This is a genomic window from Streptomyces silvisoli, assembly GCF_029269905.1.
GTDB lineage: Bacteria > Actinomycetota > Actinomycetes > Streptomycetales > Streptomycetaceae > Streptantibioticus_A > Streptantibioticus_A silvisoli_A.
Genome location: NZ_JARJBC010000013.1, coordinates 15,873 through 39,575 on the forward strand (window position 1 = coordinate 15,873; position 23,703 = coordinate 39,575).

Consider the following 23,703-nt stretch of genomic DNA (forward strand, 5'->3'; position numbering starts at 1 on the left):
TGAGAGCACCTGGGTGCTTGCTTCGGGACCATGGTTGTGCTCTGCACGACGAGGGGGCCCGGGTGCTGCCGAAGTCCAAGGTCGATCTGTACGCAGCGATCCGCCGTGACTCGCGCGCTGGCCTGTCGCAGCGTGCCCTGCAACGCAAATACGGGGTCGGCTTCCTGACGGTGAAGAAAGCCCTGGAGTCGGCGTGGCCGGAGCCGCGCAAGAAGCCAGCGCCGCGGGCGACCCGGCTGGACCCGTTCAAACCGCTGGTTGACGGGATGCTGCGGGCGGACCTGGACGCGCCGCGCAAGCAGCGCCACACGGTGAAGCGGATCTTCGATCGGCTGGTGGACGAGCACGGCGCGGACGAGATCTCGTACCAGATGGTCCGCGACTACGTGGCCACACGCCGCGAGGAGATCCGCATCGAGGCGGGCCGGGGAGTGGCGGAGGCGTTCATCCCACAGACGCACAAGCCCGGCGCGGAAGCGGAGGTCGACTTTGGGGACGTGACGGTGCGTCTGGCGGGCGAGCTGGTGACTTGCTACCTGTTCGCGTTCCGGCTGTCCTACTCGGGCAAGGCGGTGCACCGCGTGTTCGCCTCGGCCGGGCAGGAGGCGTTCTTCGAGGGCCACGTCCACGCTCTCAACGTGCTGGGCGGGGTGCCGACCGGGAAGGTCCGCTATGACAACCTTAAGGCCGCGGTCGCCCAGGTCCTGGGCTTCTCGCGCCAGAGGGTAGAGGCCGAGCGGTGGACCGCGTTCCGCTCGCACTACGGCCTGGATGTCCTTTACTGCCAGCCCGGCATCCGCGGCGCCCACGAGAAGGGCGGCGTCGAGGGCCAGATCGGCTGGTTCCGCCGCAACCACCTGGTCCCCGTCCCCGAGGTCGCCTCGTTCGCCGAGCTCAACGAGATGATCGAGCGATGGGACGAGCAGGACGACGCCCGCCGCATCCGCTCGCGCCCGCGCACGATCGGCGAGTACTTCGCCGCCGAGCAGCCCCTCCTGGCACCGCTGCCGGACGAACCGTTCGAGACAGGCCGGCTGTTCACCCAACGGGTCGACCGCTACAGCCAGATCAGCGTCCGCACCAACCGCTACTCGGTGCCGGTGCGACTGATCGGCCGCACCGTCCGCGTGATGCTCCACGCCTCCGAGCTCGTCGTCTACGACGGCCGGGAGGAAATCGCCCGGCACGAACGGCTGATCGCCAAGGGCGGCACCCGGCTCGACCTGGACCACTACCTGGAAGCCCTCGTTCGCAAGCCTGGCGCCCTGCCGGGGGCGACCGCTCTCGAACAGGCCCGCTCCGCAGGGAGGTTCACGCCGGTCCATGACGCCTGGTGGGCCGCGGCCCGCAAGGCCCACGGCGACCGCGACGGCACCCGTGGCCTGATCGATGTCCTGCTACTGAGCCGCAGCCTGCCGCACGAGCACCTGGTCGCCGGCCTCGCGGCCGCGCTGCGGGCCGGCGCGCTGACCGCCGACGCCGTCGCGCTGGAGGCCCGCAAGGCGGCCGAGGCCGACAGCACGACGGCCGTGGTCGAGCCCGATCCGTTCCCGGCGGACCGGGCAACGGTGACATCCCTGACCGCGCGACGGCTTGCCCACCTGCCGCCCGACACCCGGCCGCTGCCCTCGGTGGCCCACTACGACCAGTTGCTGCGACACCGCCGGCCGGACCGCCCGACCACTTGAAGGAGAGCGCCATGACCCTCCCCCGCCAGCGAGGACTCACCGAACAGGCCGCTAACGCCGCCGTCGACCAGGCGTGCCGGATGCTGCGGCTGCCCACCATCCGCGCCCAGTTCCCCGAACTCGCCGAGGCGGCCTCGCGCGAGCAGATGTCCTACCTCGGCTTCCTCGCCGAACTGCTGATGTCCGAGTGCGACGACCGGGCCCGGCGCCGCTCCGAGCGCCGGATCAAGGCCGCCGGGTTCCCGCGCGACAAGTCGCTCCGCAAGTTCGATTTCGACGCCAACCCCAACATCGACCCCGCGATGATCCACACCCTCGCCACGTGCGAGTGGATCAAGAAGAGCCTTCCGCTCTGCCTGATCGGGGACTCCGGCACCGGCAAGTCCCACCTGCTGATCGCGCTCGGCACCGAGGCGGCGATGGCCGGCTTCCGGGTCAAGTACGTGCTCGCCACCAAGCTCGTCAACGAGCTCGTCGAAGCCGCCGACGAGAAGCAGCTGGCCAAGACCATCGCCCGCTACGGCCGCGTCGACCTGCTCTGCATCGACGAACTCGGCTACATGGAGCTCGACCGTCGCGGGGCCGAACTGCTCTTCCAGGTTCTGACCGAGAGGGAGGAGAAGAACAGTGTTGCGATTGCCTCCAACGAGTCGTTCGGCGGCTGGACAAAGACCTTCACTGACCCCCGCCTCTGCGCGGCCATCGTCGACCGCCTCACCTTCGGCGGCAACATCATCGAGACCGGCACCGACTCCTACCGCCTCGCCACCACCCGGGCCCGAGCGGAACAGCAGGCCGCCGGCTGAGGGACGTCGGCTCGCCGCCGCGGCGGCGAGCACCTACTCCGGATACCCGATCTGGGCGATGTCCTCAGCCAGGTCCTCAAGCCGAACCTCCGGGTTCAACGCCGAGACGACGTCCTGTGTCAACGGCTTGAGGTCATAGACGTGCTGGACCGCTTCCAGAGCCAGCGCCGTCTCATAAACCTCCTCGACGAACTCCAGATATGCCTCGGCCGTGCCATCCAGCAGGAGCCCGAACAGCCATTCCGCGCCGTCGGCGTCATCCTCGTCCTCGTCCGGGACGTGGATGTCGCCGCACCTCCACGCCGAGTCCGTCCGCTCACGCCACAGACAGACGGTGGCCCGGGGCACACCGTTGTGGTCGAGGAACGCGGGCTCCTGCGTGAACGGGCGGAAGACGTCCGGAAGCGAGTCAAACAAGCCCGGCCACGGCACCGGGGGCGAGACACGATAAGCAGTGATCGGCGACTCGTGGTTGCACGCCTGGGCATAGACGCCCGCTTCAGAGAAGACGATGGCGTAGTCGTTGCCACTCCCGTCCCTCATCGAAGCCAGCGCCTCGGACGGCGACCACTGGGCGTCATACGAGTAGTAACGCCACTCCCACTCCGGGCTCAGGACAGCGTCCAACATCGCCATCGCCTTCGAGCGGGCACGCACGGCCTCGGGCTCCGGCAGCTGCTTGATCACCTCGTAGACACTCACGAGCCAATACAACCCGAGGCCACTGACACGACCTCCACCGCCCCTGGCGCTCTCACTTCTCGGCAACATTCCTCGGTCAATCGGCCAGCAACCGCTCTCCGAAGCCGTCAACAACCGCTCTCAGTTCTCACCTACGCAGCCACCCAAACGTTCCAGCGCGCCGCCGTCACGGACGATGACCCCCTGCCGTGCCGTCATGGACAGCCCGGAGACGACTGCCACGGGAGCCGCCAGCAACAGCGGACAGGGCGTGGCGACCACAAGAACGGCCACCGCGCGCACAGCCGACCCGCTCAACAGCCAGGCGACAGCGGCCACACCCAGCGACAGCGGCAGGAACCGGGCCGCGTACCGCTCGGCCAGCCGCACCATCGGCGCCCGCTGCGCACCGGCCTGCTGGGCCAGCCTCACGATCTCCGCATACGTACTGTCCTGCGCCGTGGCGGTCGCCTCGATGTCGAAGACCCCGCCAGCGTTGACCACCCCACTACGCACCGGCTCGTCAAGCCCACGCTCGACCAGGGCCGACTCCCCGGTCAGCACGGACTCGTCCAGCACGGCCGGCCCCGCGATGACCCGGCCGTCCACCGGCACCACCTCACCCGGGCCGACCACGATCACATCGCCCACCCGCACCTCCGCCAGCGCGACGACCACCACCTCGCCACCCGTGCGCCGACGCGCCGACCGCGGCGCACGCTCCAACAGGGCGCGCAGGTCACGCGAGGCACGCCGCTGCGCAGCGGCGTCCAAAGCCCGCCCGGTGGCCAGCATCAAGGCGATCAAGGATCCGGCCAGGTACTCGCCCACCACCAGGGTGCCCACCAAGGCCAGTACCGCGATCAGGTCAACGCCCGCCCGCCGCTTGCGCAGTGCCGCGATCACCCAGGCCACGGCCGGGCCGATGGCCAGCACCGTACCGACCGCCCAGAAGACGTCCGCAACTGGCCGGTCACCAACCAGCCACGCGATGCCACCGCCGAGCAGCGCCGCACCGGTCGCCCCCAGGAAAACCGGTTCCACCCACCGGCACAACCGCCCTCCGACAGGGCCACCCACGGGATGCGTCACATCACGCATCCCGCCTCGGCGGTCTTCGCTCACCGTTGCTCCCGCAGCAGCGCGAGCCTGCGTCGGTACTCGTCCTCGTCGATCTCCCCGCGGGCGAAACGCTCAGCGAGCAGGTCCTCGGCCCGCCTAGCTCCCCAACCGTGCCCATCCGGGGAAGACGGAGGCTCGGGCCGTTGGTGGCCGCGGCGGGAGCTGGTGAGGTAGTGGACGAGCGCGACGATGCCAGCGATCACCAGAGCCCAGAACAACAGCATGGTCACCGCCATGACGAGCCACCCGCCCCAGGCCCAACCACCGTCGTACCACATCGCCGATCACCTTCCTCGGCAGGCGGGCCGAACATGCCCACTTCCATCATGAGCGAGGACGAGAACAGGTGCCCTCCTGGGGCCGAACGGCCCCAGGAACAACCCAGGCACGCCGTGCGACGGAAAGACCGAGCGGTGGTCGCTGGTTCGCAACCGACACGGGACCCTGCCAACGACCGGGGACAGCGTGCGTCCCGAAGTCGGCCGCCCAGCGAGAACCGCACCCGCGCTGCATGATGCCGTGGGGCTCATGGCGGAGCTCGGCTGTTCTGCTCGTCGACCGTGCAGACGGCCCCGCAGCGCGGCATCGAGGACGGCCTTCCGGTTGGATCCGGAAGTCACACGCTGAGGCAGCCGGGCATGTCTACGCCAGCATCGCTGGCGTATCGGCGGGCCCAAGCGGGTGTTGGCCAAAGGCGCGGTCCGTTTGGCGTAACCACTGGGGTGGTGGGCTCTGCGTGGTGGTAGGAGGGGAGCTGTCGCTTCTCGACCGCCTAGGAGGTCCGTGCATGCACGTTGCCTTCCGGGCGCGGTACCTGACACGCGTGTGCGCGGCCTTGTTGTGCCTGGCGGTGACTTGGATCCATGTTCAGGACCAAGGCGGCTTCCCCGGCAACCGGACTCCTCGCTATGTAGGCGTCGGCTACTACATGTTGGAAGCCGCCGCCGTCCTTTGTGCGGTACTGCTCGTCGCGGCCAGGCAGGGTGAGCTGTTGCTCGGGAGCTGGCTGTTGGGCCTGGGGATCGGGCTCGGCCCGGTCGCCGGATACCTACTCTCGCGCGGCCCTGGCATGCCGGACTACAACAATGACCGGGGCAACTGGCTTGAGCCTCTGGGCCTGGCCAGCCTCGCTGTGGAAGGCACGCTGATCACGCTGGCCGCGGTCGCGCTTCTGAAAGGCCCAAAGGCAAAGTCCCGATGAAGACGCGGGCGCGGAATCCGCGACCCACTACGTCGGGCAGGTACCGACCGCCGCGCCGGAAGGACGTTCCCGTGTCGCATGGGCTTAAGGCAGCATGCTGTGCCCATGGGCACCAGCGTCGCCGTGGTCACGGCATTGTCGGCCGCTTGCTGCTTCGCTGTCGCGGCCGTCATGCAGCAGGCCGCCGCCGCATCGGTGCCCGAGGGGAAGCCCCTGCGCCCGCGGCTGTTCCTCGAGCTCATCCGCAGACCGCTGTGGCTGGCCGGGATCGCAATGTCGGCGTTTTCCTACGTCGTCCAGGGCCGAGCCCTGGCGTTCGGTTCGCTTGTGCTCGTGCCGCCGTTGGCCGCGATGGACCTCGTGTTCGCTCTGCCCATGGTCGCTTGGCGCCGCAGGGTGCGGATCACCCTTGGAGAGGCGGCGGGAGCGGTGTGCACAGCGGGTGGCGTTGCCGTCTTCCTGTGGAGACTGCCACGATCCACAGGCATCGCGGCCCCAGGCGTATGGAACTGGGTTCCCCTCTTGGCATTCGTCTGCGTCTGCGTGGGTGTCCTGGTCCCGGCCGGGCTGCGTCGGCAGGGCGGAGCACGTACTGCGCTGTACGCGTCCGCCGCCGGTGTACTGTTCGCACTCCTCGACAGCCTGACAAAGAGCGCGGCGGATCTCTTCCGCGACAGCGGTATCGGGGCACTCGCGCACGCATTGGGAGCCCTATGCGTTGCTCTTCGTCGGAGGAACTGGGCTGTTGCTTGCTCAAAGTTCGTTCCAGGCTGGCTCCCTGGCGATCAGTCTGCCGATCATCGGCGGCGCGGGCCGCCTCGGCGCAGCTGCTGTGCGGTGTGCGGGGAGTGAGGTTGCAGTGGTGAGGGCTGTGAGGGTGCTGTGTGTCCAGGTCAGTCGGGCGTGTTCGTGGTCTGCCGGGTTGTCGCTAGCGGGGTGTCCGAAGGCGCCGTCGTTGCTCTGCTGGGCGAGGAGGAACGCGATGGCGTCCCTGGTGATCCGGTGGCTCGCCCAACCGGCGTGGGCAAGCTCGCGGGTAATGCTGGCGATGTGCCCCAGGTGGTACTGGCTCCAGGCGCCGGGCAGGCGTGCGGCGGCGGTCTCGGGTGCTGCCTGCCCTGTGCGGGCCGCCTCGGCGGTCAGGGCGGCGGCGCGCTGGGGTGGGATCAGTCCGAGGTCGGCGAGGCGGCGGACGCCTCGCACCGCCTGCGAGGGCACCGTCTCAAGGCGGCCGATGGCGGTCGCGGTTGATTTGAGGAAACTGTCGAGCGAGGTGCAGGTGATACCGCGCGTACGCAGGCCGACTGCGAACTCTCCCACGACCTCCATGCCGCATTCCTGCCATACGTTGGGGTTCGCGTCTGCCAGCACCTTGGCGAAGTGCAGGAGTGCTGGAGTGGCGAGGTCGGGTTCGCCTACGGCTGTAGCTGCGTAGGAGGCGGCTGCAGCGGCGGGCAGCCCGCGAACGGGGCCGTAGCGCATGCTCGCGTCGGCGAGCCACACCACCGCACGGCGGATCGGCACCTCCAGGTCGATGCGAACCTCGGGCATGGCGGGGCGAGGCCCGCACACAGTTTTGGGGCTGCGGTCCAAGAGCGCAGCCAGGGCGGCGACGATAGTGGTGTGATAGCCAGTGGCCCAGCACTGGTACTCCTCGTCGCCGTCGGCGAGTTTCGGATGGACGACGCCGCGCGGGCCGTCGACCCGTCCATCGACCTCCTGCACCGAGGCCAGGAAGTCCCACGCCCGGTCGGCTTCCTCACTGTCCCTCACCCCCAGGCACCGCAAGCAGCACAGCAGTTCCCCCACCAAGTCGGCATTGCCCCGGACCCGGGTGAGCACCAGCAGCGCTTCGAGGAGCTCCACCGCTTCACCCGGATCAAACCCGCATGGCCAGCGCGGCACGCGCAGCCCGAAGTCCGTGGCGTAGAAGATCGTGTGGGTGATGGCATAGATGTCGCGATCGGTGAGCTTGATGACGTTCGGACTGTTGCACAGCAACGTGAACGGCAGCACATCATCCAGGGCCGGCAGCGAGTGCTCGATGTCGCACAACTGAAGGGTGTGCAGGAGATCGAGCTGCCGGTACGGGATCCGCTCGAAGACCGTCGCATACCCACCAGCTGCGACCTGCTCGATGGCGCGCCGAAACTGCGGGTCCTCACGCCCGCACAACCGCAGTGCCGCATACGTGCCCGCGTAGAGCAGCAGGGCAGCCTCGTCCCGGGCGACGAGTTCCCGATAGGAGGGGCGGGCAGTGATGTCCTGCACCTGGTCGAGGAGCGCGGTGTAGTCGCCATCCAGCGGATCCGGGTCAAGACGAGCCCGCAACCCGACAAGGAACGCGGTCTCGATCAGCGCCTTGCGAGCGAACAGCACCCCGTCCGGGCCAGCGTTGCCCGGGTCGATCAAGCCACGGCGCGCAGCGAGCCAGGCCACGGCCCGGCCCTCCACCGCGCGCCGTTGCAATGATCCGCCGCCGGGCTGCGTCATACCCATCAGATGCCTCCCGGCAATCGACGGCTACCGAGGCACTATCAGGCACCTGCGGCAGGGTCGGCGGGGTCTGCGACCTGGTCGGCAACGACGAGAACGTAGCGCTCCCACGCGAGCACGTATCCCGCCACATCGTCGAGCTGGCTGACCTGGTCGACGATGGTCCCCAGAGGAACCGTGAGGTCGACAAGCCCGCTTGACTTCAGGAAGTCCAAGGCCTTGCGGGCATCAACGGAAGGGCATGTTCCGGGCATGACGCACTCCTAACTACATAGAAAGCGGAAGATACTTACGGCCACACCCACCAAGTCGCCCCCGGTCTTCAAACCGGAAAACGCCAGCACCGTCATCTACATCCACTGAAGACTGAGCTGACCGCAACACCGCGGCCGCGCCGTCGCCTCACCGAGAGTTGGGCATCCAAGCCGTGAAGCCGACCACCACCCGGACAGGAAGGACGGCCCACCGGGAAGTTGAATCCAGTAACCCACCAGAGCGAACAGCCAGCAACATCCCTTGACCCATATCACCCGATTGGACGAGCGCGCGGGAGGTCAAGACACACCACGCACCACCTGGGACCCGGAAACCCGTCGAGGGGCGCGGAGATCGAGCAACCACTGTCCGACCCGGTGCACGGCCCGCGCGCCGAACTGGTCCTGTCGGTACGGACGGGATACGCCGACACAGACAAAGGCGCTGCGCCCGCTGGCCGCGCTCGCCGCTGCGACGCAGGTCAACGTGGACGAGGGTGCCAAGCCGAGAAGACTGTTACGGCTTCGTACACCCGCTGTCTGTGCCCGACGCCATTCGAACGGCCCGCAACCGCGACCATCAACACGCACGCGAGCACCGACCACCTACCTGGAATCCCACGGTACGAGGCTGGGTTCAACTTCAAGGCACTGCTCGCCGAACGCCTCAAGGCAACCAAGGCCGCCAAGATCCGCGAAGCGCTGCGCGGTGGCAGGACCATCCGCCGCGAAAGGGCTACTCGGTGCACGCCACCGCGCCGCTCGCGCTCCACCAGGCCGTGCCACCCTGGTCAGCGACGGCTCCGCCGCAAGCTGCACTCTCCTACTCGCCCCCGTGATCCCTCCGCTGACCACCCCTCTGTCTTCGTCCCGGGTGGGGCGGGCGGCATGATGACCGGTCGTGCCGCTGCACATGGCCTACTTTGCCGCGACCAGCACTGGGCGATCACTCACCGCTCCCAGTCCGCCTCCGCTTCCCGCAGCTCGGCCAGGATCCGATGATGCATTCGCCTGGGGTGCGCACCACGCCCGGGCATGACCGTTCCGACAGTCAACAGCGTGCGCAGCATGGGAGTTGGGAGGCGAACGAATGGCTGACAGGGTCAGCGGCGAGGTCCGCTGGTACAACCAGGCTCGAGGCATCGGGTGCATAGACGGGGACGGCGGCCGCGAGGTGAGGGTGGACCGCAAGGTCATCGAGGACGGAGCCTTTGTCGTCGAGGGCTTGCGGGTGACCCACGTGCCCATGGAAGACGAAAACGGCTGGCATGCGGAACACCTGACCTTCGTCAAGCACTCCCCAGGAGCCGCCCACCGCGGGTTACTCGCACGTGCGGCAACATCCGGGGGATGAGTGGACGTGCCCGTTCATCTCGCAATGGCGGAGGGACCTCGGCCGGAGTGCGGGACTTGTGTCGCGTCCTCTTTTCGCAGGTCACGAGCTGTGACGCACGGTAGTGATCCCGTTTGTTGTTAGGTTGGGCGTCGATGGGCGGGCGCCCGAACGGTAATGGAAGGATCTTCGGGCGGCCGCGAATGAGACTGGCTGCCGCCCAAACTGGCCAGGAGAGTGATCACGGCCATCATGAGCGACATGGAAACGGAGGTCACCGAAGATGAGCCCCGGTGACCTTCTGCGTGCCTTCTCCATCGATCTTGTCACCAAGCGGCACGGTGGCCCGGTGAGACCCGCGCGTCACCACTGCTCACCGGGTTTTAGGGTTCGGGCGAACGGCGATAAAATTACCCAAATCGACGGCCTGGCTTCCCGGCCTAGGCTGCCGCTCGTCCTGTGCGACCTTGGGGAGCGGCACGGTGGCGAGGTCCCCTGAGGAACGCGGAGTCACGCACAGCGCTGGTGCGCGGGGCAGGTTGCTGCCCGTGCTGCCTGCTCTGCTGCTGTTCATCGGCCTGTTCATCGGCCTGTTCACGCCCCGAGATGTCAGGCCGGACGCCTTCCTCGCCACAGCCATGGTTTCTGCCGCCGCGCTGCTGCCCCTGTGGGGGACCGTGCTGATCGGACTGGGCGCGTGCGCCATCTTTGTCGGCCTGATGGTGGACTTCAATTCGCTGCGGGATGCGACCGCCTACTCTGAGCTGGCCACCCTCGCGGCGATTGCGGCATTCTCCGTCTTCTTCAACCGCCTGCTTAGCCGACGCGCCCATCAGCTGGTTCAGGTCCGCTCGGTGGCCGAGACCGCCCAGCTGGCGGTGCTGCATCCGGTACCGCGACACCTCGGGCACGTCACACTCGAGAGCCTGTACCTGGCCGCCGCGGCGGAAGCCCGGATCGGCGGCGACCTGTACGAGGCGATACACACCCCGCACGGCGTACGGCTGCTCATCGGCGATGTACGCGGCAAGGGCCTGCTCGCGATCCAGACGGCCGCGACGCTGCTCAGTGCCTTCCGCGAGGCCGCTCACGACGCGCCCGACCTGCCCCACCTCGCGCGCCGCCTGGAGACGAGCATGAGCCGCCACGCTTCCCAGTTCCCGGGGGTCCCGGGCTCGGAGAGCGCCGAACGTTTCATCACCGCTCTCCTCGCCGAGATCCCGGACGATGAACCGATCGTCCGGACCGTCACCTGCGGCCACCCGCCCCCGCTGCTGCTGCACCACGGCGAGGTCCGGGAACTGCAGCCCGCCGCTCCCTCGCCACCGCTCAACCTGGGCATGCTGGTGAGCGCCGGATACCACCTCGACCTCGCCCCCTTCCACCCCGGAGACCAGCTCCTGCTGTACACAGACGGGGTCACCGAGACCCGCGACCGCTCCGGCGCCTTCTACCCCCTCGCCGAACGCATCCGCTCATGGAGCAGCGAGGCGCCCCACCAGCTCCTCGACCATCTCCACCGAGACCTGATCGCCTACAGCGGTGGTGAGCTCGACGACGACATCGCTGTCCTCGTCGCCCGGCGGCGCCCGAGCCTGTCAGCCTGAGATGAGGCTCTGACGCGTAAATAGATGCAGGTCAGGGTGGGTTGGGCAGGGCTGGGCGCGGTGGCAGTGAGGTCGCCGGGCGTTTGGGGCCGCCGGTCAGGCTACGTCTCCCCTCGGGTTGAGGGTGACGGTGTAGCCGAGCTGGTTGAGCAGGTTGATCGCTCTGCGGGTGGCGCGTTCGGGATCGCGCTGGGTGAAGTAGGTTCCGCCGAGGTCCTGGTGAGGGACGTGGTCGGTGAGCATGTGCCAGATCGCGGTGATGATCGAGTGCTCGACGGCGACCAAGGCCCGCAGCGAGCCGCGGTGGGCGGTCAGCCGCTTGTAACGGGCCTGCAGATAGGTGTCCTTGGTTCTCACCGCTCCGAACGCCGCTGGGCCGAGGGCGCCCTCGAGGTAGGGGTTGCCGGGGCGGACCTTGGTGTTCTTGGCTCGGCCGGCGGACTCGTGGTGGCCGGGGCAGACACCCGCCCAGGAGGCGAGGTGCTTGGCGGAGGCGAACCGGCTCATGTCGCGTCCGGTCTCCGCGATGATCACCTCGGCGACCGCCCGGTTGATCCCGGGGATGGTGTCGAGCAACTCCAGCGGGGGGCGAAAGGGGGCCATCGCCTCCTCGATCCATGCGGTGAGCCGGTCGATGGCACCGGTGAGCTGGTCGTACTGGTCCAGATACAGCCGGGCCAAGAACGCGTGGTGGTCACGGAAACGGCCGGTTAGGGCCTCGGTGAGTTCGGGGATCTTGTTGCGGAGCTCGCGTCTGGCCAGCTCGGCGAGGACCTGCGGGTCACGTTTCCCGGTGATGAGGGCTTCGAGCATGGCCCGGCCGGAGACGCCCATGATGTCGGAGGCGACCGCGGCGAGCTTGCTACCGGTGTCCTCCAGCAGCTTCTCCAGCCGCTGGACGATCTGGCCGGCTCGCGGGGTCATCTGGGTACGGGCCCGGGTCAGATCCCGCAGCTCGCGCACTGGCTGCTCGGGCACGAACGACGGCCGCACCAGGCGCCGTGGGCGCCGAGCTGAGCCAGCCATGCCGCGTCCGAGACATCCGTCTTGCGGCCGGGCAGATTCTTCACCTGCCGGGCGTTGACCAGGATCACGTTCAAGTCCTCGGCCAGCACGTAGGTAGGGCTTCCAGTAGTCCGACATCGCCTCGATCACCACCAGGGTGACGTTCGCGGGCAGCAGGTGATCACGGAGAGCGAGCACCCCATGCGTCGTCGATCCCCACGTCGTGTTCTCGTTGGTGAACGAGCCCCGGCGCTTCGTGCTCAGCGTGCGCACGCACGCCTTCGCGTCCCTCCTACTGATGTCCAGCCCCGCACAGCGTTCATGCAGCACGTCCACAAATCCCACTCCCTCCTGGTGCCTTGCCCGCCGTTCCGGCGTTCTTCTCGGCGATGGGCACGCAGGTCCACTGATGCCCAAGCCGACCCATTCCGGCCCCGGCGGCGCATCCACCGTGCGCCGCCGGGCGGTGATCGGCGCGGCCGTCCTGGTCGTGATCAGCGCACTGACAGCGCTGCTCGCCTACCTCACCCGCGACGAGCGCCGCCCGCCCGGCGGTGGTTCGGCGGCGGTGGTTCGACACGGGCGGGCCTGCGGCCGCGGTGGCGTCACGTCCATGAGCGAACTGGTCACCACCGCCGCGAACTTGGCGGCAAAGGTGGTGGACAGCACCACGGCCGTGGATCTGAACGCCTCGTGGTTCAGGGACAACTACGAACTACTACTGCCGATCGGGTTGATCTTGACGGTGGGCACGTTCTGCCTGGCGTTGATGCGAGCGGCGTGGCGCCGGGACGGTGACTCCCTAGCGCAGGCGGTGACCGGCACGATGACCGGGGTCTTCTTCGCTCTTGCGGTGATCGGCTGCACCACGGTCGCCGACCAAGCCCTCGTCCGTGATCTGCTTGCCGACTGGGACCTGTTCGTCGCAGACCACCCGGATTGGAGCAGTTGCGTCCGTGGCGTTCTGGGGAGGCTCTCCAGCCGCCTCTCCACGACATCTGGTGCCGCCGCACGCCAAAGGCACCTTGGTCGGTGCAGCTCATGCTGGAGAGGCTGAGGACACCCAGTGGGTTTCGCGTCGCGCCCCCACAAATCCGGCTTCCGATCGAGCGAGTGGGGCGGACGAGCACGACCGGCATTCCCTACCTTGCACCCGAGGTGCAGCTGTTCTACAAGGCAAAGGCGAAGCGAGACAAGGACGAGACCGACTTCGAGGCGGTGCTGCCGCTGCTGGACGAGCCACAACGCAAGTGGATGGCGGAGGCGGTCAAAGTGATCGCGCCTGACCACCCGTGGCGACGGCGGCTTCTGCAGTCAGCGATCCAGCGCACCTTCGGTGCACGCCGGGGGCTTGGTAAATCCCGTGGCGCGCGCCGGGGTGCTTCCGGCGTCCACCCAAGGCGAACGGGGTGTCACGACGAAGCCCTCCTCGTCCAGCGTCCGGACGGCTTCCGCCCTCGGGTTGAGCAGAACCAACCCGCCCACATCCTGCGGCCGGTGCGCGGCCAGCATTGCGGCCGCACCGCCGGGCGATCACATGCTCCGGCTGCCCCGATGGCCCGTTCTGTGCCCGAGGTGATCACACGCGGCCCGGATGTCGTTGGCGAAGCCAGCGATGGTCGCCCCCTCGGCCCGACCGCCGCTGGCCCCATTCCCGCGCAGATCGAACCGCAGGAAGCAAAAGCCGGCTCCCGCCAGGCCTGCCGCGAGCCGGGTGAAGAACCCACCCTCATGACGGGTGACCCCACCACCGTGCGCCAGCACTACCAGCCCGGCCGTAGCCCCGTCAGGGGCCGTCACCGTGCCCGCAAGAGTGGTGCCATCCAACGATCGGAACGCCGTCTCCAGCTCATCGACCATGCGCCGATCGTAGTGACCCGAGCTACACCGCGCGCCGGCGATCCTGGCAAGCCCCCCAACAGGTGGCATCTCCAGCAAGTCCCTGTGCACTGTCGTCAAGAGCTTTGACAGATAGGCCGGTTCTCTGAACCGTTTCCACTCGGGCCCCAACACGACTCGCTCAGACAAGCCATAGTTGTCGCACCGTCTTGCCATCCTTCGACCGAAGCAGTACCTCGTTCCCCTTCTCCGAGGTCTCCCGTTCCACCAGGTCGAGCAATGCGACGGCGCGGCGGATGGTTTCAGTGATCGAGATGCCCTTGTGCTCCTTGTACCAGCGAAGCTTCTGAGCGGTCTCCGGATTGATGTTCACGCTGAGACGGGTGGCCTGCTGATCAACTGTGCCCGCCGAAGGACCTGCGTTCGTTTCGGACGTGTTTTCGGGCATTCCAAGGCCTCTCAGTCAGTCGAAGTCACGTGCGCTCGGACACGACGACGAACGGGCCAGCCTCCTCAGCCCCTCTGCTGAGACGCGCCCGATCACTGATCGCATCCGACCTGGTTCACCAACGCGCGCCGCTACCGAGAGACTCCCCCTCTTCCCCCGGCGATGCGCGTCCTACAGGTTTGGGCTCCTGTACGTGTCGCCACACAGGACACTACCCAAAAAGCCGCATATCGGACCCATAAGGCCATCCCTCGTAGTGCGAGCACGTGTAGAAGGTGTGGGCATCATGATGCCTTCCACCGCACCAGGTGTCAAGAAAGTCTGCATCTCGCCAGCCCCATATGCACGACTCATGCGCATCGAATGTGCATGCAGTCAACACTGAATGGTGAAAATGATCACATAAGATGTGGTAAGGTCGCCCCCCAAGCAGGCTTGGGGGGGATCTGAGCTGCGCGCTGGTATCTCTTCGCCCACGGGGCGCTGACATGAGGGGACAGGCCACGCATGAACAACGAGGACCCCAGGTCTGCAAGGCAGCAGCCTGAGGTGTGCAGGCTCCCCAAACGCGGTCGCGCGCTGCGCATCTGCTTCAAGAACAAGCTCGGCTACCTGCTGACCTTTTTCGACTGGCACAACGATGGCCCGATGCAAAGCGTGCCCGAACTGCCCAGTGAGACCGCCGAGTTCATTGGCATGGACGAGTCCGACCTCGGACTGGCGCCTGGTCAGCCCCTGCTACGTGAGGACGACATCCCCTTGTCCTACGAAACCTGCGGCTTCGGTCCGCCTATCCAAGTACTCGGTTGCATCCACGGCCGGAGAGGGTGCGACCATGTCTGACGTAGCACCAGAGGGTGGTGCGAACGGTGCGTCGGCTGAGCTGTCGGAGAATGAGCAGCCGGCAGCTGAACGCGGCCCCGAAATCAATGAGCTTCTCCAGAAGAGCGTTCAGTTAGACCAGGGCCCGGTCACCCGGGGCGGCCAGCCGGCGGTACGGTCGACCGAGTTCGTTGAGGACGTCGCGCCGGCACCGGCCGGGACCGGCACCGATGACTTTCTGAAGATCCGCACACAAGAACACATGAACGAGACACGACGCGCCCTCGCCAAGGGGATGCTGTGGATGGTAGGCATCCTCGCCGTATTCCCCATGGTGGCGCTCGTGTTCGGCCACTGGACTCACTTCACAGTCGACAGCTTCCGCGAACTGAGCCTGGTCTTCACCCCCGTTGTCGCTCTGGCCAGTGCCGCCTTCGGCTTCTTCTTCGCCAGCGACGACCGCAACCGAGACAAGTAGAGCCCTGGCGCCAACCCGGCGGGGCTGCGGAGTGTTCCTCAACCCCGATGGCAGGGCCAGGACACTCAACGCAAAAGGAGGGGGCCGCCTCCCGGCCCCCCTCCTTCGCTGCCCCAGCGCTACGTCAGCGGCGTCGTCTTGCGCGCTCCGGACAGTCGCGGAGTCGCGGCAGCGACTCCCAGCGGACGGGAGCCCGCCGCCCATGTGCCCAGCAGCCGCCAGTTCACCAGTTGCAGTTTCTGGGACTTCGCCAGCGGGCTCGACGGCCACGACCGGACCCTCACCAACTGCCGCCAGGCCGACATCGACCTCTGGCACGTCGAGCGAGCACGGCCGGAACACCGTCCGCCCCTTCCTGCTGTGGTGCCAATCCATCAAGCTCACCCGAGGCTTCCGGCTGCCTCCGCAGCCGACTCGCCGGGCAGCTCCGCTCTCCAAGAACGAGCGCCTGGAACTGCTCGGCCGACTTCTCACCGACGACAGCGCGCCGCAGAGGAGCCGCGTCGCCGCTGTCATCGTCCTCCTCTAGGCATCAGCCCTGCAGCCGGGTTGTCGGCTTGACCACCGACGACGTCGTCCACGCCAACTACCAGATCCGGCTGCGGCTCGGCGAACCTCCATCCCCGGTCCCCGAACCGTTCGCCGAACTGCTCCTGGCCTGGATCGACAACCGCGACAACATGAACACCGCGGCGAACCGCGACTCCCGCTGGCTGTTCCCCGGACGACGCGCGGGCGCGATGACTGTGCGTCGTCCGTGTCCGCCTGCACCGGGGCTACTGGAGGAGTACGCGGCCCGGTTCGACGACCTGTTCGTCAGTTTGGCCCAACGCCACGGCTTCCGGGAGTACTTGACGGCCTGCTGACGCAGCGGGACTGGAAGAAGACGATCACCTGCCTGGCCGGGGCCGAGCCCGTGACCGGAGCCGGTTCACCGGCGGCTGGAGCTGCTGCGCGAGCAGGCTCGCACCGCGCCGCACGACGCAAGGACGGGACGGCCACCGCGCACGTCGGACGGCAGTGGCTGGGGAGGTGGGGCAAGACCGACAACTGCGTGGTCACCGTCACGACCGTGTGGACCGACGGGCGGGTGTACTACCCGCTGCACGCGGTGCCCTACACCCCGGCCCATCGCTTCCCGCGCGGACGCAATGACCCCGCCTTCCGTACCAAGCCGCAGCTGTCCGCCGCCCTCGCGGCCGAGGGCAAGGCGGCCGGCTTTCCCTGCTGGGCTGTGGTGGCAGACTGCGCCTACTCCGTCAGCGACGACTGGTACTACACGCTGGACGATGCCGACCTGCCCTACGTGGTGGCCCTCAAGCCGCACCGCGGTACCTGGGCGCCCGCCAACCAGCCGCACACCCCCGTCGACGCCGCCCGTGCCCTGGCCTGGCGGGATGCCGGGCACCCCGGCGACTGGACACCAGTTGCACGCCGCTTCCGCTACGGGCACACCGAAACCTGGTGGGCAGCCGACGCCACTCTGGGCAGCTGGCAGCCCCACGGCCTGTGCCGCTTGGTCGTCGCCACCACCGACCGAGCCACCCTGCCGGACAAGGCCACCTGGTACCTGTCCACCAATCTGCCCCATCCTGACACCGCACGCGGCCACATCCCCGCACTCGCCCACCGGCCTCGCCGAGATCGTCCGCCTCTATGGGCTGCGGCCGTGGATCGAGCAGAGCTACAAGCAGATCAAGGACGCACCCGGCTGGGCCGACTTCCAGGTCCGCTCCAACCGCGCCATCCGCCACCACCAGACCCTGGTGAACTGCGCGTTCACCTTCTGCTGGGACCAGTGGTTCGCCCCACCCGGACCGCTGGATGCCACCGCGCCGGAGCACCTGTCCCAGCACCCGGCCTGAGAGGGGGACCGACAATACCCCGCCAGCCCCAACCGCCCTGCTGGGCCAGGGCCTTACGCACCGTCCGCTCCCGGCTCACCCTGCCATCACCCTGCAACGCTGGTGGCAGGCCTGGACAGACAAGGACCCGCCTGCCGGGCTCCAGGCCCTGCTCGACGCAGTCACCGCCCGACACGGCCATGATCTCTACCACCGGGTCTAACGAACTACCAGTAGCGCCGAGCGCCGGGACCACCAGCCGCAGGCAGCCGATCCCCGTTGTCCGCACGCACCATGGCCACCAACATTCGAGACCGCGCAGCCCCGATGTGGAGTCGTTTGCGCAACGTCTATGCCGAGATGGGCCGTCTATACGTCTTCCAACGCCAAGCATTTTCTCGGTGGGCGTGCTCAAGGAGGTCATGTGCCGGGTCGGCCTGCACAAAGTGTTCCTAAACGGGGAACCTCCGTCTCCTTGCCCTCTGAGTCACTTGCGCTGACCGAGGGGGCTGTGGCAGCCCGAGGCTGCTCGACGGCGGGCGGGGCCGCCACAGTCTGTTCCCCCTCATGGACTTGGCTGATGGCTTCGACCAAGCCAGGTCCGACCTCGGCCCAGCCGATCAGCAGCAGTGGACCGACAGCATCAAAGGCTGCCTTCCACACCTCTCCCGCGAGCAGCGGGTCCGACACGTTCAAGGCCAGCGTCATCGCGCAGGAGACGATCAGGAGGCGGCGGGCGGGGCGTAGCTGTTCGCGGCTGGCGCAGTGCAATGCCAGGTAGCGGGTGCCCAGGAGTAGGCCGAGGACAGACACGTCGACATCGGGGGCCACCAGAGGCGCCACCCACGCCAGGCTGACGACCGCGGCCATGATCATGGTCGCCATACGCAAGGTACCCGTGCGCTCCACGGCCCCGCCGAGCGCCGCTCCTGTGCCCTCGGTCGGCCCGGCGGTCATCCGGCCCTCGCGCATGGACGTAATAATCGGCAGCCACAGCGTCGGCGGAACCCATTCGCGGTGTCTTTCCAAGCGATCGGTCCCGCGGCCATCTTCCGTCGCATAGCCGCCCTGTACTTCGCTCAGTCACTCCGGCCGAGGGATGACGGCGCGGTCTGTAACAGCCCATCCACAAATGCGGGGCCGTTCCGGTTCGACTCCGTGACCATGCATACGATCACGGTGCTTCATTCCAGGCCCCGTCTGTTCCGTCACCAACAGCCGGGGACAAGTTGGACCATTCGGAGAGATCATGCAGCAGGACCCAGGCGATGCCGCGCGGGCGCGGCACCGGCACGCTTCCCAGCGGAGGGGTGGGGCCTGGAGGATCGGCTCCATGGTGTGCGCCGGGTTGGCCGGGATCGGCGGGCTGGGTGCCTGCCTGTCCATGTGGGGGGCCCGCGCACGCGCCGAAGAACAGACCAAACCAGATGTGGTCACCACGCCGACTGCCGCGCAGGCGACCTCTGCTGTCCAGTCCTTCCTGACCTCCTGGTCCGGCTCGAGCCTTGCCGCAGCCGCACGGGCCACGGACGACGCAGCCGCCGCGCAGCAGGCTCTGCAGGGCTATGCCACTGGGCTCAAGGCCAGCAGGGTCACCTTCACCAACGTGGTGGTAGGAGCGCCGGATCCGGCGGTGGCGCACGCACTGCGCACCACTTTCCACGTCAGCACGATGCTGCAGGGCGACGGCACGTTCAGCTACGACGGTGTGGCGGACACGCTCGTCGTCAACGGCAAGCCGGTGGTGCACTGGAGGCCGAGCGTGCTCTACCCCGGGCTCACCAGCGGTCAGAACCTGGTCTTCGGCAGTATTCCGGCCACCGCCGCGACCGTGGTCGACCGCCATGGCACGGTACTCACCGGCAAGCAGTACCCCTCACTGACCGGCATCATCAGCGCGCTGCAGAGCGAGTACGCGCAGAAGGCACAGATATCCCCGGGGCAGGGTGTCAAGATCACCGATGCGAGCGGCAAGACGGTGAAGGTGCTGAAGGTCAACAAACCGGCGGTGCCGGGAAAGATCAGCTCAACCCTGGACGCCGCCACCCAGGCCGCTGCCGAGAGCGCGGTGAACGACCCGCACATCAAGACCACGCCGACGGACGTGGTCGCGATCGACTACACCACCGGTCAGATCCGCGCCGTGGCCTTCAAGGGCGGGGACTCCGCATTGAACGGCGCGGCAGCGCCAGGGTCGACGATGAAGATGATCACCTCGGCTGCGTTGATGGACAAGGCCGGGGTGAAACCCACGGACAAGGTGCCGTGCGTGAAGACGACCCTGATAAGCGGCCAGACCTTCCACAACTTCCAGATGGAAAGCGACCCCAGCGCCGACCTGACCAAGGACTTCGCCATCTCCTGCAACACGGCCTTCATCAACGAGGCCACCTCGAAACTGCACTCCGGCGACCTGCGCGCCGAGGCACGTGACGTCTTCGGAATCGGCGACTGGAAAATCGGCGTTCCGACCACCGACGGCAACGTGCCGAACGAGAACGGCAGCGAGAACCTGATCGCCGCTCAGGCCATCGGCCAGGGCCAAGTGACGATGAACACCCTGACCATGGCCTCCGTCGTCGCGACCATCGCCGACGGCGCCTTCCACCAGCCGATCATCGTCCCGGGCCTGGCACAGCGCACGGCGAAACAGCCAATCTCCGCGACCACCTCGGCCTACATTCGCGAGATGATGGTCGCCACCGCCACGCAGTCGTACGGCACGGCCGAACCGCGCATGGTCGGCATCCCCGGCGGCGCCAAGACGGGGACGGCGGAGACAGCCACTGGCACCAACGGCTGGTTCGCCGCGTACGACACCGCCAACCACCTCGCGGTAGACGCCTTGGCCGTCGGCGGCAAGGAGGGCGTGTTCTCCGCCGGCTACGTCGCCCGCGACGTGATGCTCGCACCACACTGAGCCGGTGCGCCAACGCCTACCGGCGCGGGGCAGGCCCAGAAGGCGGCGCACCATGTACTTCCGTAGCAGATGCCGTCCCACTGCGGCCATGTCTGGTTCGAGGATCGGCAGGGTCAGAAGAACCCATGACCCTGCGGCCCACGCCGCGAGGACGTCGCTGACCGGGGCGCCGGCGGTTGCCACGCACAGTGTTCACGGCGTGGCGGTGAGCTTGGCCAGCAGCTGTTGAAGCTGGTCGTGCTCACACCGACGAAACTGACTCAAGGAAAGCCCACGAGTACCAACCTGCCGCCGGAGCAAACCGGATGACTTACAACAGCGAACACAATAAGCGACCTGTGCCGCGGAACGTTTAGCGTGTGTGATCGATGTACGAGTGGCAGTTGCTCTCCTCGCTGCCGTGGGGTTTGTCGTCCTCGCACGTTGTCAGAGGCTGCTGAGGAGTGCCAGGCGCTCGGCGCTGGTGGAGCCCTGGTCGGCGTAGTAGACGACGATCAGCTGGCGAGCCTGCGGACGCACCATCTTCTCGTAGTGCAGGTCGAGTTCGCCGACGAGCGGGTGGTTTAGCCGGGTGAGGCCGGTGTCGCGGCGGCGGACCTCGCGGCGGGTCCACAGGGTGCTGAACCGCTCGCTGGCGACGGTGAGTTCGCCGATGGTTTCCAGTAGCTCCGGGTCGGCCTCGTCGACGTCGATCACGGCGCGCAGGCCGGAGACAGCCTTGGCGGTCATGTCGTCCCACTGCGGATAGAGGCTGCGCATCTCAGGTTCGAGGAAGGCGGCCCGCAGCGGGTTGTGACCCACGGCGAAGAACGGGCACAGGAGCACGGCTAGCCGGTTCGCCGCGACGACGCGTCCGCCGGGCCCCTGGGCATAGGCAGGGGTCTGCGGCCAGCTGTCCAGCAGCGGTTGGAGGTCGCCCTGGTTCGTACGGGCGCGGCTGCGCGGCCTACGGGCGGGCGGGGCGGGGTGGGCGAGGCGGTGCAGATAGGCGACGGCGTCCTCGTCGAGCTGGAGCGCGCCGGCCAGGGCGGCCAGGATCTGGTCGGAGGGGTTGAGATTGCGGCCCTGTTCCAGGCGCAGGTAGTACTCAGGACTGATGCCGGCGAGCTGGGCGACCTCCTCGCGCCGCAGTCCGGGGACGCGGCGCCGCTCGCCGGCGGGCAGCCCGACCTGTTGCGGGCTGATCTGCCCGCGCCGGGCCCGCAGGAAGTCGCCCAGGGTGTCGGCCGTCTCGCGTGCCATGTTCTCGACGCTAACCGCTCAGCAGCCCGAGGCGGACCAGGCTCTCCGCGGTGGCCACGACGGCGTCGTCGTTGGAACGCGGGGCCCAGTCCAGCTCCTTGCGGGCTTTCGCGTTGGAGGCGCGGCGCACCATGCCCAGCTGCGGCACCGTCTCACGCAGCGCCGGGTTGACCGTGGCCAGCAGGCGCAGTAGCCAAGCCGGTGCCGAGCCGGTGGGGGCCTTGGCCGCGGCCTCGCCCAGCCGCGCGCGCAACGCCAGGGCGATGTGGTGGAAGGAGATCGGCTCGCCCGCGAGCGCCAGGTACCGCTGTCCGGCCGCCTGAGGCGCCGTCATGGCACGTAGATGCAGGTCGGCCGCGTCTCGGACGTCTACGGTGTTGGTCCAGATCGGCGGCGCGGCCCGCATCCCGCCGGTCAGCATCGTGTGGATGATACGGATGGACGCGGAGTAGTCCGGTCCGAGGACCGGCCCGAAGATTCCCACGGGGTTGACGACCGCCAGCTCCAGCCCGCCGCCCTCGCTCTCGACGAAGTCCCAGGCGGCCCGTTCGGCCACCGCCTTGGACTTGATGTACGCGGACACCCCCGGCCCGTCGGTCTGCGTCCAGTCGTCCTCGCTGAACGTCCGTCCGGTCCGCCCGTGACCGTAACCCACCGCCGCGAAGGAGGAGGTCAGCACGGTGCGCCGGACGCCCGCGTCCCGGGCGGCGCGCAGCACCCTCAGGGCCCCGTCACGGGCCGGGACGATCACCTCGTCCTCGCTCTTCGGCCGCGCTCCGGGAAACGGCGAGGCCACGTGCAGGACGTAGTCGGCTTCCGCCACAGCCCGGTCCCAGCCGCGGTCAGAGGTCAGATCCGCCTCCACATAGGAGACGGCGTCCGCGTGCTGGGATCCGGCCACAATGAGCATCCGCTCGACGTCGGACCGCCGGGTCAGGGAGCGCACCGTGGTCGTGACGGTGTGCCCGGCGGTCAGGAGCTGCGCGATCGTGTGGGAACCCAGAAACCCGGTTCCGCCCGTGACGAGTACATGTGCCATGCCTTCATAGTCGACAGCCGGATCGTCGCGTTCCAGATCTCGCCGATACCAGTACTCCGAGGGACAGGCTCAGCGCAGCACCCAGCGCGACTCTGGCCCCTCCCTCAAGGTTCGGTCGCATTGGACAATGAGCCGAGTTGTCGGTGGGTGATCAGGCAGCAGGCGAGTTTGAGGAACGCTTCGTATGTCGGCCCTGCGTTCCCACCGAATCTTCAGGCGTTGGAAGCCGTGCAGCCACGCAAAACTCCTCTCCACGACCCAGCGGTAGGTGCCCAGCCCGGTGCCGTGCCGAGTGCCGCGGCGGGCGATCGCGGGCACGATGCCGCGAGCGCGGACCTGGTCGCGGTAAACGTAATGGTCGTAGCCGCGGTCGGCGAACAACGAGTCCGGCTTGCGGCGCGGACGGCCGACTCGGCCGCGGACCGGCGGGATCACGTGGAGCAACGGTAGCGAGCGGGGTGCCGTGCCCGTCGGTGATCAAGTGATGCTTGGAGCCGGCTCGTCCCCGGTCGACCGGCGGCCCGTGTGCTGCCCCCTTTTAGCGCCCTGACGTGGGAGGAGTCGACCACGCAGCGGGACCAGTCCAGCCGCGAGGCCGCGTTGAGTTCGGCCAGCAGGACCTCATGAAGCCGCTGCCAGACGCCGGCCTCGTTCCAGTCCCGCAGCCGCCGCCAGCACGTCATGCCCGAGCCGAAGCCGAGGTCTTGCGGCAGGTACTCCCACTGGATCCCGGTGTGCAGCACGTACAGGATCCCGCACAGCACTTCCCGGTCCGGCAATGCCTTGCGGCCGGGATAACGGAACCTGCGCTCACGCTGCGGCAGCAGCGGTTCAAGCCGGTCTCACAGCTCATCCGACACGATCCACGGCGACGTCCT

General features: G+C 68.0%; 19 protein-coding genes and 5 pseudogenes. 12 read left to right on the forward strand and 12 right to left on the reverse strand.

Annotation, left to right across the window (positions count from 1 at the left end; all coding sequences use genetic code 11):
- The first annotated feature begins 65 nt into the window (after positions 1-65).
- Complete coding sequence (gene istA / locus P3G67_RS20375) at positions 66-1,688, forward strand: IS21 family transposase (protein ID WP_276094883.1); 1,623 nt, start codon at positions 66-68, stop codon at positions 1,686-1,688.
- Positions 1,689-1,699: 11 nt separating this feature from the next.
- The gene (gene istB, locus P3G67_RS20380) at positions 1,700-2,494 is read left to right on the forward strand and encodes an IS21-like element helper ATPase IstB (protein WP_276094724.1); all 795 of its coding nucleotides are present in this window, start codon (positions 1,700-1,702) and stop codon (positions 2,492-2,494) included.
- A 33-nt stretch (positions 2,495-2,527) separates the two neighbouring features.
- Here the strand turns inward: istB and P3G67_RS20385 are convergent, their stop codons facing one another.
- From P3G67_RS20385 to P3G67_RS20395, 3 genes and pseudogenes are all read right to left on the reverse strand, one after another.
- Complete coding sequence (locus tag P3G67_RS20385; RefSeq protein ID WP_276094725.1) at positions 2,528-3,196, reverse strand: hypothetical protein; 669 nt, start codon at positions 3,194-3,196, stop codon at positions 2,528-2,530.
- A gap of 141 nt (positions 3,197-3,337) precedes the next feature.
- A pseudogene (locus P3G67_RS20390) lies at positions 3,338-4,276 on the reverse strand (HAD-IC family P-type ATPase); the annotation flags it as partial.
- Between the two features lie 20 nt (positions 4,277-4,296).
- A complete protein-coding gene (locus P3G67_RS20395) occupies positions 4,297-4,575 on the reverse strand; it encodes an SHOCT domain-containing protein (RefSeq protein ID WP_276094726.1) in 279 nt (92 codons plus the stop codon).
- 509 nt (positions 4,576-5,084) lie between these two features.
- On the opposite strand from P3G67_RS20395, the gene P3G67_RS20400 reads away from it, so the two are divergent.
- Together P3G67_RS20400 and P3G67_RS36075 are read left to right on the forward strand one after the other, a co-directional pair.
- A complete protein-coding gene (locus P3G67_RS20400) occupies positions 5,085-5,498 on the forward strand; it encodes a hypothetical protein (protein WP_276094727.1) in 414 nt (137 codons plus the stop codon).
- 171 nt (positions 5,499-5,669) lie between these two features.
- Positions 5,670-6,350, forward strand: a complete 681-nt coding sequence (locus tag P3G67_RS36075; RefSeq protein ID WP_391858309.1) for a DMT family transporter — start codon at positions 5,670-5,672, stop codon at positions 6,348-6,350.
- On the opposite strand, the gene P3G67_RS20405 is transcribed toward P3G67_RS36075, so the two are convergent.
- Both P3G67_RS20405 and P3G67_RS20410 read right to left on the reverse strand, forming a co-directional pair.
- The gene (locus tag P3G67_RS20405) at positions 6,252-7,997 is read right to left on the reverse strand and encodes a DUF6895 family protein (RefSeq protein ID WP_276094728.1); all 1,746 of its coding nucleotides are present in this window, start codon (positions 7,995-7,997) and stop codon (positions 6,252-6,254) included. The two genes, P3G67_RS36075 and P3G67_RS20405, sit on opposite strands and share 99 nt — an antisense overlap.
- 38 nt (positions 7,998-8,035) lie before the next feature.
- On the reverse strand, positions 8,036-8,248 hold the full coding sequence (locus P3G67_RS20410; RefSeq protein WP_276094729.1) for a hypothetical protein: 213 nt from the start codon (positions 8,246-8,248) through the stop codon (positions 8,036-8,038).
- Between the two features lie 363 nt (positions 8,249-8,611).
- On the opposite strand from P3G67_RS20410, the pseudogene P3G67_RS20415 reads away from it, so the two are divergent.
- From P3G67_RS20415 to P3G67_RS20425, 3 genes and pseudogenes are all read left to right on the forward strand, one after another.
- Positions 8,612-8,732, forward strand: a pseudogene (locus tag P3G67_RS20415) (suppressor of fused domain protein); the annotation flags it as partial.
- A 606-nt stretch (positions 8,733-9,338) separates the two neighbouring features.
- A complete protein-coding gene (locus P3G67_RS20420) occupies positions 9,339-9,602 on the forward strand; it encodes a hypothetical protein (protein WP_276094730.1) in 264 nt (87 codons plus the stop codon).
- Between the two features lie 461 nt (positions 9,603-10,063).
- Positions 10,064-11,188, forward strand: coding sequence for a PP2C family protein-serine/threonine phosphatase (locus P3G67_RS20425; protein ID WP_276094731.1), 1,125 nt, complete (start codon positions 10,064-10,066; stop codon positions 11,186-11,188).
- Positions 11,189-11,284: 96 nt separating this feature from the next.
- On the opposite strand, the pseudogene P3G67_RS20430 reads toward P3G67_RS20425, so the two are convergent.
- Positions 11,285-12,529, reverse strand: a pseudogene (locus P3G67_RS20430) (IS110 family transposase).
- 73 nt (positions 12,530-12,602) lie between these two features.
- Here P3G67_RS20430 and P3G67_RS36080 point away from each other — a divergent pair.
- Entirely contained in the window at positions 12,603-13,250 is a 648-nt protein-coding gene (locus tag P3G67_RS36080) for a hypothetical protein (protein WP_391858306.1), read from the forward strand.
- Positions 13,251-13,726: 476 nt separating this feature from the next.
- Here P3G67_RS36080 and P3G67_RS36085 read toward each other — a convergent pair whose 3' ends face one another.
- Positions 13,727-14,248 carry an alpha/beta hydrolase gene (locus P3G67_RS36085; RefSeq protein ID WP_391858307.1) on the reverse strand — a complete coding sequence of 174 codons (522 nt, stop codon included), beginning with the start codon at positions 14,246-14,248 and terminating at the stop codon, positions 13,727-13,729.
- The gene (locus P3G67_RS20445) at positions 14,214-14,480 is read right to left on the reverse strand and encodes a hypothetical protein (protein WP_276094733.1); all 267 of its coding nucleotides are present in this window, start codon (positions 14,478-14,480) and stop codon (positions 14,214-14,216) included. The genes P3G67_RS36085 and P3G67_RS20445 overlap by 35 nt, the downstream gene beginning before the upstream one ends.
- A 507-nt stretch (positions 14,481-14,987) precedes the next feature.
- Here P3G67_RS20445 and P3G67_RS20450 point away from each other — a divergent pair.
- The 3 genes and pseudogenes from P3G67_RS20450 to P3G67_RS20465 all read left to right on the forward strand — a co-directional run bounded on the left by P3G67_RS20450 (position 14,988) and on the right by P3G67_RS20465 (position 17,828).
- Positions 14,988-15,323, forward strand: a complete 336-nt coding sequence (locus P3G67_RS20450) for a hypothetical protein (RefSeq protein WP_276094734.1) — start codon at positions 14,988-14,990, stop codon at positions 15,321-15,323.
- Positions 15,316-15,780, forward strand: a complete 465-nt coding sequence (locus tag P3G67_RS20455) for a hypothetical protein (protein WP_276094735.1) — start codon at positions 15,316-15,318, stop codon at positions 15,778-15,780. Before P3G67_RS20450 ends, P3G67_RS20455 begins: the two co-directional genes overlap by 8 nt.
- Before the next feature lie 740 nt (positions 15,781-16,520).
- Positions 16,521-17,828, forward strand: a pseudogene (locus P3G67_RS20465) (IS701 family transposase).
- A gap of 216 nt (positions 17,829-18,044) precedes the next feature.
- Here the strand turns inward: P3G67_RS20465 and P3G67_RS20470 are convergent.
- On the reverse strand, positions 18,045-18,596 hold the full coding sequence (locus P3G67_RS20470; RefSeq protein WP_276094738.1) for a hypothetical protein: 552 nt from the start codon (positions 18,594-18,596) through the stop codon (positions 18,045-18,047).
- Between the two features lie 277 nt (positions 18,597-18,873).
- Here P3G67_RS20470 and P3G67_RS20475 point away from each other — a divergent pair, with 277 nt between their 5' ends.
- A complete protein-coding gene (locus P3G67_RS20475; protein WP_276094739.1) occupies positions 18,874-20,544 on the forward strand; it encodes a penicillin-binding transpeptidase domain-containing protein in 1,671 nt (556 codons plus the stop codon).
- Positions 20,545-20,970: 426 nt separating this feature from the next.
- Here P3G67_RS20475 and P3G67_RS20480 read toward each other — a convergent pair whose 3' ends face one another.
- From P3G67_RS20480 to P3G67_RS20490, 3 genes and pseudogenes are all read right to left on the reverse strand, one after another.
- Positions 20,971-21,786, reverse strand: coding sequence for a helix-turn-helix domain-containing protein (locus P3G67_RS20480; protein ID WP_276094740.1), 816 nt, complete (start codon positions 21,784-21,786; stop codon positions 20,971-20,973).
- Positions 21,787-21,796: 10 nt separating this feature from the next.
- Complete coding sequence (locus P3G67_RS20485; protein WP_276094741.1) at positions 21,797-22,825, reverse strand: SDR family oxidoreductase; 1,029 nt, start codon at positions 22,823-22,825, stop codon at positions 21,797-21,799.
- A gap of 104 nt (positions 22,826-22,929) precedes the next feature.
- Positions 22,930-23,652 (reverse strand): annotated as a pseudogene (locus P3G67_RS20490) (IS5 family transposase).
- Between the last annotated feature and the right edge of the window lie 51 nt (positions 23,653-23,703).